At 72.7% G+C, this 6774-nt stretch carries 5 protein-coding genes and 3 pseudogenes; 4 read left to right on the forward strand and 4 right to left on the reverse strand.

What is annotated here, in order from left to right; all coding sequences use genetic code 11:
- Nucleotides 1-64: 64 nt before the first annotated feature.
- A pseudogene (locus CA983_RS48535) lies at nt 65-289 on the forward strand (IS200/IS605 family accessory protein TnpB-related protein); the annotation flags it as partial.
- Here the strand turns inward: CA983_RS48535 and CA983_RS38660 are convergent.
- Nucleotides 285-524: pseudogene (locus tag CA983_RS38660) on the reverse strand (GNAT family N-acetyltransferase); the annotation flags it as partial. The pseudogenes CA983_RS48535 and CA983_RS38660 overlap by 5 nt on opposite strands.
- A 127-nt stretch (nt 525-651) precedes the next feature.
- On the opposite strand from CA983_RS38660, the gene CA983_RS38665 reads away from it, so the two are divergent.
- Nucleotides 652-1809 (forward strand): AAA family ATPase, encoded by a 1158-nt coding sequence (locus CA983_RS38665; protein WP_086605385.1) that lies wholly within the window; start codon nt 652-654, stop codon nt 1807-1809.
- 14 nt (nt 1810-1823) lie between these two features.
- Nucleotides 1824-3443: a VWA domain-containing protein gene (locus tag CA983_RS38670; RefSeq protein WP_086605386.1), complete on the forward strand. Its 1620-nt coding sequence runs from the start codon at nt 1824-1826 to the stop codon at nt 3441-3443.
- 174 nt (nt 3444-3617) lie between these two features.
- Here the strand turns inward: CA983_RS38670 and CA983_RS38675 are convergent, their stop codons facing one another.
- Together CA983_RS38675 and CA983_RS38680 are read right to left on the reverse strand one after the other, a co-directional pair.
- Nucleotides 3618-4421, reverse strand: a complete 804-nt coding sequence (locus CA983_RS38675) for a sugar phosphate isomerase/epimerase family protein (protein WP_086605382.1) — start codon at nt 4419-4421, stop codon at nt 3618-3620.
- Nucleotides 4422-4465: 44 nt separating this feature from the next.
- Complete coding sequence (locus CA983_RS38680) at nt 4466-5398, reverse strand: bifunctional helix-turn-helix transcriptional regulator/GNAT family N-acetyltransferase (protein ID WP_086605383.1); 933 nt, start codon at nt 5396-5398, stop codon at nt 4466-4468.
- A 215-nt stretch (nt 5399-5613) separates the two neighbouring features.
- Here CA983_RS38680 and CA983_RS38685 point away from each other — a divergent pair, with 215 nt between their 5' ends.
- Nucleotides 5614-6186, forward strand: coding sequence for a dihydrofolate reductase family protein (locus CA983_RS38685; protein WP_086605384.1), 573 nt, complete (start codon nt 5614-5616; stop codon nt 6184-6186).
- Nucleotides 6187-6263: 77 nt separating this feature from the next.
- Here the strand turns inward: CA983_RS38685 and CA983_RS48540 are convergent.
- A pseudogene (locus CA983_RS48540) lies at nt 6264-6444 on the reverse strand (IS5/IS1182 family transposase); the annotation flags it as partial.
- Between the last annotated feature and the right edge of the window lie 330 nt (nt 6445-6774).

Below are 6774 nucleotides of genomic sequence, written 5' to 3' on the forward strand. Positions count from 1 at the left end.
AGCCATGCGCACAGGGGGGTGCAACGCACTTTCCGCGGGACCGTCAGGGGGTTGTGAGCTGTTACCGCCCCGCACCCACCAGAGCGATGGGTGCGGGCATCGGACCGTCCAGGCCGGACCGGGTGCCCGGGGGCGTGAGGAAACCCGCCCCCGCATTCCCGGACCACGGACACGATCCGTGCGCGCCGGACGCGGAGCGAAAGCGGGGGATCAGGGTGCCCAACACCGTTCGGGGCACGCGACTGAGCACGGGTTCTGGCAACAGGACTCACTCCCGCTCAGTCACTAGGAACGGTCGCCGGGCAGCTGAACATGTCGGCGAACGCGTCCCGGCCGAGGAGCCGTGCGAGATCGGCTCAGTCCGCCGCGTCCGCTTCGGCGGGTACCGCCGAGAAGGTGGCGACCTCCGGGAGGTAGGTGGCGGCCCGGCCGAGCCGGCGGCCGAGATCCGCGTGACGGCCGCGCAGCGACTCGCCCACCGGGTCGTCGAGTGCCGTGGTGTCACCGCTGTCGCCGTTCGTCATCGTGAACCAGGCTACCTTTTTCATTTCGTCGTAGGTTCGGGGCACAGGGCCCGTCTCGTCGGCCCAACACGGCGTCGCAGGCAAGGAGTTGGACGTGGAAGCGCAGGACACCGCCAGGAGACTGCGGATGATCGGCGACGAGATGGCGGAGCGGTTCTACGAGCGGGCCGACGTCGTGCGGACGCTGGTGGTGACGCTGCTGGCGGGGCAGCACTCGCTGGTGCTCGGGCCGCCGGGGACGGCGAAGTCCGAGATGGCGCGGGACCTCACGGGCCGGATCGAGGGCGCGGCCTACTGGGAGATCCTGCTGTCGAAGTTCACCGCGCCGACGAGGATGTTCGGCCCCATCGACGTCGCCGCCCTGGCCCGGGGCGAGTACCGCCAGGTCTACGACGGCCGCGCCACCACCGCGCATGTCGCGTTCATCGACGAGATCTTCAAGTGCTCCACGGCGGCGCTGAACGAGACGCTGGGCTACCTCAACGAGCGGATCTACCACCCGGAGAACGGCGGCGAGCCGATCCGCTGTCCCCTGATCGGGGCCATCACGGCGAGCAACGAGCTGCCCAGTGAGGAGGACGCGGCCGCGATCTACGACCGGTTGCTGGTGCGGATCGAGGTCGGGTACCTGGAGAACCCCTCGAACTTCGCCGCGCTCGTGCGGTCCGCCGTCCGGCAGCCGGCGGCACCGGCCAGGACCACCGTCGAGCTGGCCGCGCTGCAGCAGGCCGTGAGCGAAGCCGTTCCGGCCGTGGACGTCCCCGACGCGATCGTGGACGCGGTGTGCACGCTGCGCGCCGCCCTGCGCCGCAAGGAACTCGTCGCCTCCGACCGCCGCTGGCGGCAGGCGGTGGGGCTGCTCCAGGCCTCCGCGTACCTCGACGGCCGGCCGGCGGTCGACGAGACCGACCTGTCGATGCTGACGCACGTGCTGTGGGACTCCCCCGCCGACCGCCCCACCGTCGAACGTGAGGTGCTGCACCTGGTCAACCCCGACGCCAAGGAGGCGCTGGACCTGGCCGACACCATCGACGAACTGGAGGCGCAGCTCGACGCCATGGCCGGGCAGTCCCGCGAGGCGCTGAGCGACTGGGTCATCAAGAAGGCCCACAACAAGCTCGCCACGGCGGGCAAGCGGCTGGAGAAGCTGCGCGCGGAGGCGGTCAGCGCCGGCCGCTCCACCGCCGCCATCGACCGGGTCACCGGCCGCCAGCGCGCCGTCCGCGCCCGGGTTCTCACCGAGGCCCTGGGCATGGACGCGAGCATGGTGCAGACGCAGCTCTGAGTACGGGGGTGGCCATGGACGGGGGGTCGAGCGGGCTGGAGGAGCTGGCGAGCCTGGCAGGGACGTGGCTGGGGGTTTCCTCCGCCGTTCCCGACCGGCACACCGCGGCCGTGGTCGCGGACCGGTTCGACCGGATGACCTGGCGGGACACCTACGAGCAGTCGGCCGCACTGCGCGAGCTGGCCGAGGAGCTGGACGCGCGCCACGACCACGCCACGGACCTGCTGACGGATGTGTTCCTGGCGGCCTACAAGGCCGGCCCGCGGTTGCGCGAACCCGCGGAGATGGAGCCCTCCCGGCTGCTCAACCACCAGGTCGTCACCTCCCTGCTGGAGTCACCGGGGTTCGCCGAGCTGCACCGGGAGACCGCGGGCGACCCCTACGCCGCCGCCATGGCCGTACTCGCCCAGGCCCCGGCGCTGCGGGGGCTGCTGGAGCGCACCCGGGAGGCCCGGGAGCGGGCCGGGCAGGCGCAGCAGGGACAGCAGGCGGCCGAAGTCGCGGCGTCCGCCGTGGCCGAGGCGCTGCGGCAGGCCGCCGAGGAGGCCGGGCAGGACGGCACCGTGCCCGCTCCGGCCGCCGACGCCGTACGGCAGGCGGTCGAGGCCGCGGAAGCCGCCGGGGCCGCCGCGCGGCGGGCCGCCGAGGACGCCGCGCAGGCCCTCGGGGCGGCGGCCCCCGGTGTCCGGGCCGGTGCGCGGAACGCGGCGGCGAAGGCCGCGGAGGCCGTGCGGCAGGAGTCCGCGCTGATGCGGGCCTGGGGCGTCGGCCTCGGCGAGCTGGAGCGAATGCCGTTCGACCGGCGCGTCCGGCTCGCCGAGCGGCTGCGCACCGGCCGGTTCGCGCAGTGGGCCGAGCTGATCGGCCGCTTCCGGCAGATGGCCAGGGGCGAGCGCGCCCGCAAGGTGGAGCACGCCACCGGGGAACTGGTCGGCGTCACGCTCGGCAACGACCTCTCCCGGGTCATCCCCTCCGAGCTGGCCAACCTCGGTCTGCCCGAACTGCGCGCGGTGTTCGCCGTGCGCTACGCGGCCGGGGAGCTGATGCTCTACGACAGCCAGGGGGAGCAGACCGCCGGCCAGGGCGCGATCATCGCGTGCGTGGACACCTCGCACTCGATGTACGAGGCCGGGCCCGGCGGGGTCACCCGGGAGGCGTGGGCCAAGGGGTGCGCCCTGGCACTGCTGGACCAGGCGCGCGAGGCGGGGCGTGACTTCGTCGGCATCCTGTTCTCCGCGCCCGGCCGGATCCAGGTCTTCCGCTTCCCGGCGGGCCGGTCCGCCGGCACCGACCGGGTCCTCGACTTCGCGGAGAGCTTCCTCGGCGGCGGCACCAGCTACCAGACGCCGCTGTCGGCGGCCGGCGAGCTGCTGGAGGAGGAGTTCGACGACACCTCCCGCGGGCGCGGCGACATCGTGATGATCACCGACGACGACTGCGGCGTCACCGAGGAGTGGATGCGCGGCTGGAACGAGGCCAAGCGCCGGCTCGGCTTCCGGGTGTTCGGCGTGGTCGTCGGCGCCCCGCGCGTCGGCGAGGCCGGCTCGGTACTGGAGGCCCTGTGCGACAACCTCCGCTCCGTCGAGGACCTCACCGACGTCCACGCGGCCGCCGACCTGTTCCGCGTGATCTGACCGCGCCAGGAGGGCGCCGGGCCGGGTCGTCGCCGTCCGTTCCTCCGGCAGTCGCTCACCGGAGAACAGCGCGGCGAGCGTCCGGCCGAGGTCGTTCGTGACGGAGTCGAGGCAGCCGAGCCGCCGGTGCCCGAGCCCCGGTCAGGGGCTCGGGCACCGGCTCCCCGCGTCCCGTCACGCCGATTCGTTCAGCAGCCGGCTCAGATGCTCGCGGCCCGCCCCCAGCAGGCCGGGCAGTTCGGGAGCCGACTCGTACCAGCGCTTCTCGTACTCCCAGCACAGCCAGCCGTCCCAGCCGTGCCGGGAGAGGACCTCCACGCACTCGGCCAGCGGCAGGACGCCCGCGCCGAGCGGCAGCGGGGTGGTGTCCTCGGCGGAGGCGATGTCCTTGACCTGGACGTAGCCGAGGTGCGGGGAGAGCGCCGCGTAGGTCTCGGAGGGCTGTTCGCCGCCCAGCCAGGTGTGCATCACGTCCCACAGCGCGCCCACCTGGCGGTGGCCGACCAGCCCGAGGACGCGCATCGCGTCCGCGGCGGTGCGGTGCGAGTCGTGGGTCTCCAGCAGGATGCGGACGCCCAGGTCGTTCGCGTATTCGGCGGCCGTGCCCAGCCGCCGGGCGGCCGTGGCGTCGGCCTCCTCGGGGGTCTGGACGTCCAGGTCGCCGCCGGGGAAGACCCGGATGTACGGGGCGCCGAGGTCGCGGGCCAGGTCGATCAGGGAGCGGATCTCGGCCAGGACGGGTTCGTCGTCGCCCGGCGCGGCGACCCGCGCGTAGCCCGCCAGGCCCAGGATCTCTACGCCCGACCCCTTGAACTCGGCCGCGACATCCGCCCGTTCGGCGGAACCGAGGCCGGGATGGACCGGTTCCTCGGGGTGGGCGCGCAGTTCCACGCCGTGGTAGCCGTGGTCGGTGGCGAGCCGCAGGACGTCGGGCAGGGGCAGGCCGGGGACACCGAGGGTGGAGAACGCCAGCTTCATGTGGACGGACCCTACCCGGCGCCCCCGCCGACGACTCCCCTTCGTCACTCGGGCGTTGCGTGAAGATCCAGTCGCCAGTCCTGCCCGACCAGGTCCTGGCCGAAGGAGCGGTGCGGTTTCTCCGCGACCAGGACGAAGCCGTGGCGCTGGTAGATGCGGCGGGCCGCGGCGAGGACGTCGTTGGTCCACAGGACCACCTCGCGGTAGCCGGCCTCGCGCGCGAAGGCGGCGACGGCCCCGACCAGCCGGTCCCCGATGCCCAGGCCGCGCGCGTCCGGCTCGACGAGCAGCAGCCGGAGCCGGGCGGCACCCGGCGCGTCGTCCCGTACGCACATCACGCACCCCACCGGCCGGCCGTCCAGCTCGGCGATCCACGTCCGCTCCCGGTGCGGGTCGTGGTCCTCGGCGTAGTCGGCGACGATCCGGGCGACCAGGCCCTCGTAGTCGGCGTTCCACCCGTACTCGGCGGCGTACAGGGCGGCGTTGCGCTGCACGATCCAGCCGAGGTCGCCGGGGGCGGGGTCGCGCAGGACGACGTCCTCGGGGCGTGGCGCCCGGCCGCCGCCGAGGATCTCCCGGACGGTCCGCATCGCCTCCGCCAGCCGCGGCCGGTCCTCGGCCCGCACGGTGTCCAGCATCGCCCCGACCGTCTGGCGCGCCCGCTCGTCGAGGAGCGCGGCTGCCTCCCGGCCGCGCCCGGTGAGGGTGACACTGCGGCGGCGCGGATCCGTCTCGGACGGTCCGCGCTCGACCAGCCCGTCCTCCTCGAACCGGTTCAGGATGCGGCTCAGGTAGCCGGCGTCCAGGTGCAGCTGGGCTCGCAGGTCGGCGGCGTCCGTGCGCGGCGCGTGGGCAAGCTCGTAGAGCACGCGGGACTCGGTGAGCGTGTAGGGGGCGTAGAGGTGACGGCCGTAGTCCAGCGCGCCGATGACGTTCGTGTAGAAGCGGTTGAAGGAGCGGATGTCCTGGACGGTCATGGCCACGACCCCCGAATGCTTGACTCAGTCAGAGATGCCCGTAGGTCGAGCCTAGGCGTCCAGGACGGCCGAGGCCAGGCACGGTGACGACCGATGAGTTTCTCCGTGATCCACAGTCAGAGATCATGGCTGGTGCGCCGCAGCTGCGAGTGTGGTGGAAGCGCGCACCGACTGACTCTGTTGCCAACCGGACACGAGACACCGAGGAACCTCAGATGCGTACCCTGATCAGCACCGCTTTCATCTCGCTCGACGGCGTCGTGGAGGCCCCGGGCGGCGAGCCCGGTTACCGGAACTCCGGGTGGACCTTCAAGGACATCGAGTTCCTCCCCGAGGCGTTCGAGATCAAGGGCCGGGAGCAGAAGGAAGCCACCGCGATGCTGATGGGCCGGACCAGCTACGAGGCGTTCAGCCCGGTGTGGCCCGGCATGGAGGACTTCGCCGACTACAAGGTGATGCCGAAGTACGTCGTCTCCACCACCCTCACCGAGGACGACCTGGTGCCGAACTGGGGCGAGACGACGATCCTGCGCTCGCTCGACGACGTCGCCGCGCTGAAGGAGACCGAGGGCGGCCCGATCATCGTCCACGGCAGCGCCTCCCTGAACCAGGCCCTTTCCGACGCCGGCCTGATCGACCGCTACCACCTGCTCGTCTTCCCGCTCCTGCTCGGGGCGGGCAAGCGCCTGTTCAGCGCCACGGACAAGGACACCCAGAAGCTGAAGCTCGTCGAGCACGAGGTCTACGCCAACGGTCTGCAGAAGAGCATCTTCGACGTCGTCCGCTGACAAGGCTCCGTGTACTCGCTCTGCCGTCGCGGTCCCGGACGTGGCTCTCGTCGGAGGGACCGCTCCGCCAGGACCACCTGTCCGGGCGGTGAGAAAGAACGCGAGGGGTCGGCAGGGGCATCGACTACGAGGTGGATCCCGGTGGTCGGCCCGCCGCGGGACCGACCGATGGCGTGGTCGGCCCGTTCGCCTACCCGGGGGCCCCTTTCTGCGGGCCCCGGCCGCGTGCTGGTGAGCCCGCACGATCGTGGCGTCCACCGACACGGCCCAGGTCAGTTCCTATTCGTCGCCTGCCTGGGCCGTCAGTGCGGTGACCCGCTCCCAGGTGCCATCGACGCCCACATCCGCAACCGGTCGCCAGGTCCGGGGCGTCGGGTTCACTCGATTCCCGCTCCACCGGCCTCCCCGAAGCTCTCGACTCCGTTCGAGCCGGGGGGACCCCCATCCACACCTTCGCCTCCTGGACACACCACCGGCGTCCGCGCCCGCCTCGGAGCCCGCCCGGGGTCCACGCGAAGGGCAGCAGCGCCGAGGTCAGGAGACCCGCGGCACCCCGGAAGACCCCCGCACCATCAACTCCCCCCGCAC

This window comes from Streptomyces swartbergensis (genome assembly GCF_002148965.1).
In the GTDB taxonomy this organism is placed as follows: domain Bacteria; phylum Actinomycetota; class Actinomycetes; order Streptomycetales; family Streptomycetaceae; genus Streptomyces; species Streptomyces swartbergensis.